This window comes from Areca yellow leaf disease phytoplasma (assembly GCF_041920595.1).
The window spans coordinates 458,598-461,509 of the sequence record NZ_CP169277.1 but is presented as its reverse complement, the minus strand read 5'-3'; the positions used below and the strand labels follow the sequence as shown (position 1 = coordinate 461,509).

The 2,912-nt window shown below is 28.6% G+C and carries 1 protein-coding gene; it reads right to left on the bottom strand.

What is annotated here, in order from left to right; genetic code table 11:
- Window positions 1-650: 650 nt before the first annotated feature.
- Entirely contained in the window at window positions 651-815 is a 165-nt protein-coding gene (locus ACEW7V_RS02625; protein WP_374695349.1) for a hypothetical protein, read from the bottom strand.
- Window positions 816-2,912 lie beyond the last annotated feature (2,097 nt).

The following is a 2,912-nucleotide window of genomic DNA, read 5'->3' as shown; positions in this document are numbered from 1 at the left end:
TGCATTGCCAGAAATCTCTGTGCTACGGACCACGATACTTTGTTGCAATTGAAGAAGGGTCCGTGGATGCTAGTCTAGGATTTTCCAATAAACAAAATGGTTAATGCAAAGAAACATCAAGGTGCCAAATGGCGTTTTATTTTATCAAAAACAAAAAAGGTATGTAATATCTTCCCAAATATTTATTGCTGCCCTAATTTACCTGCCAATTTTAAAACTTTGTCTCTCAAGGAGCCAGGACATAACGAAATACGTTTCATGATTCAAACCACAACGAAGTTAAACAGTTGCTCCATGAAAAGACAAATATAACAACAGAGTTTCTTTTTAAAGAAATAAAAGAGTAGTACAAAATAAAAAGAAGCTGATTCTGGTATGTTTACTATAAACTTCAAAACCTACCTCTGTAATTGTTCTTTTATTTGTGTACTACTTCTTTTATTTCTTTAAAAGTAGCTCCTAATTTAATTTTCGTCTTTTTCAGTTTAAAAGACTAACTTTGTTTTTAACTTCGTTGTGGTTTGAATCATAAGCGTATTGAATATTTCTCTTATAGGTCCTATTTCTCCTTGAGGAACAAAAGTTTTTAAAGGATTAACGGGTAAATTTAGAACAGCAATTTTCTTTTCTGATATTTAGAGTTTGGGCGATTAATTCTCTTTTCCCCTTTTAACTTTTTTTGTTTTTGATAAATAAAACACTACATTTGCTTTGCTTATTTTTGACGACTTCAATATTTTTTTGTTTCTTGCATTAGTTATTTTGTTTATTGGAAAATCTAAGATAGCATCCACAGTTCCTTCTTCTAATTGCAATAAAGAAGTATCGTAGTTAGAGTTAACTTTAAAAGGATTTCTTTTTGGCTGTTTTTATTTTGTCTTTATTAAGTGTTTTGTCAAAGTCCTAATTTTATTATTTTGTTTAGAAGAATCTTCATAAATTAATTGATAAGGACCTGAACCAATTTTTAGAATCCTTCTAGGTGTTGATTGTGTGTTTGGTCTTTTTCTAGCGATTCTTTACTAAGTATTTTGTATTTAGCAATAGGATTTATAGACAAAAATAGGTAAAAGCTGCAACTTAAGTTTCACTTTTGTATCATTTTCAAAGCGTTCTGATTGATTTAATAATAGCATATTCGTCATTTCCTTTTTCTTTGCCTGTTCAAAAGAAAATTTGACATCTTGTGCAAGTTAATTTTTGCCGTTATGAAATAAACATCATCTCTTAGAGTAAAAATAATGGCATCTTCATTTTCCACTTTATCCCATGATGTAGCTACTTGAGGCAAAACATCGCCATTTTCATTTGTAAGAAACTAGTAAGTGGATGCGGTAAAACAATCTGTCTCGCCCATGCACTTTGAGTGTGATCTTTATTTCTGGCTTGAATCCCCAAAATATCATTTGGCATTGCTACTACAAAATTATTTCTTGGGGAGTTGTTTTAAAAAGCTTTTGTAGACTATAAAACCCATTACAACAAATAAAATAACTGTTGTTCCTATAACTAATTGTTTTTGATATATTTTTGTAATACCTGTTTAAAATTCATTTTTTTATTTCCTTTTGTTTGAAATGAAAATCATTTTTATTATAGAATAAAATTTACTTACTTAATGAATTTGGTAAAATCAGTTCTTTGTAAAAGGATCGCACAAATATTCCTTTTTTGGACTTTTTACTCGTTAAAAAATATATGTCTTGTTGATAAAAAGGAATAACATATTTATTTGTGTATAAACGAGTTTGAATATCTTTTACTGTTTGTTCGTAAATGTTTTTATCAGTGATTGTTTCGGTTTCATCTAAAAGTTTTTTTAGTGTTGTGTCTCCTTGAATGTGAGAATGGCTTTTGGGAGTTTTTTTTCCTTCTTTTTCGAATATTGTTCATATAATCTATTAAAACTTTATGACCGTATGGCATTTCATTCATATTACCATAAAAAGATATGTCATATTTGCCATTTTTGGAATTCTTGTAAAAAAAAGTATGATTCTGGTATGTTTACTATAACTTCAAAAACCTACCTTTGTAATTGTTCTTTGTTTTAGGTACTACTTCTTTTATTCTCTTTAAAAGAAGCTCCTAATTTAATTTTCTTGTCTTTTTTCATTAAAAGACTAACTTTGTTTTTAACTTCGTTGTGGTTTGAATCATAAGCGTATTGAATATTTCTCTAAGAGGTCCTATTTCTCCTTGAGGAAACAAAAGTTTTTAAAGGATTAACGGGTAAAATTTAGAACAGCAATTTTTCTTTTTCTGATATTTAGAGTTTGGGTTGATTAATTTCTCTTTTCCCCTTTAACTTTTTTGTTTTTGATAAATAAAACACTACATTTGGCACCTTTATTTTTGACGACTTCAATATTTTTTTGTTTCTTGCATTAGTTATTTTGTTTATTGGAAAAATCTAAGATAGCATCCACAGTTCCTTCTTCTAATTGCAATAAGAAAGTATCGTAGTTAGAGTTAACTTTAAAAGGATTTCTTTTTGGCTGTTTTTATTTTGTCTTTATTAAGTGTTTTGTCAAAGTCCTAATTTTATTATTTTGTTTAGAAGAATCTTCATAAATTAATTGATAAGGACCTGAACCAATTTTTAGAATCCTTCTAGGTGTTGATTGTGTGTTTGGTCTTTTTCTAGCGATTCTTTACTAAGTATTTTGTATTTAGCAATAGGATTTATAGACAAAAATAGGTAAAGCTTGCAACTTAAGTTTCACTTTTGCATCATTTTCAAAGCGTTCTGATTGATTTAATAATAGCATATTCGTCATTTCCTTTTTCTTTGCCTGTTCAAAAGAAAATTTGACATCTTGTGCAAGTTAATTTTTGCCGTTATGAAATAAACATCATCTCTTAGAGTAAAAATAATGGCATCTTCATTTTCCACTTTATCCCATGATGCT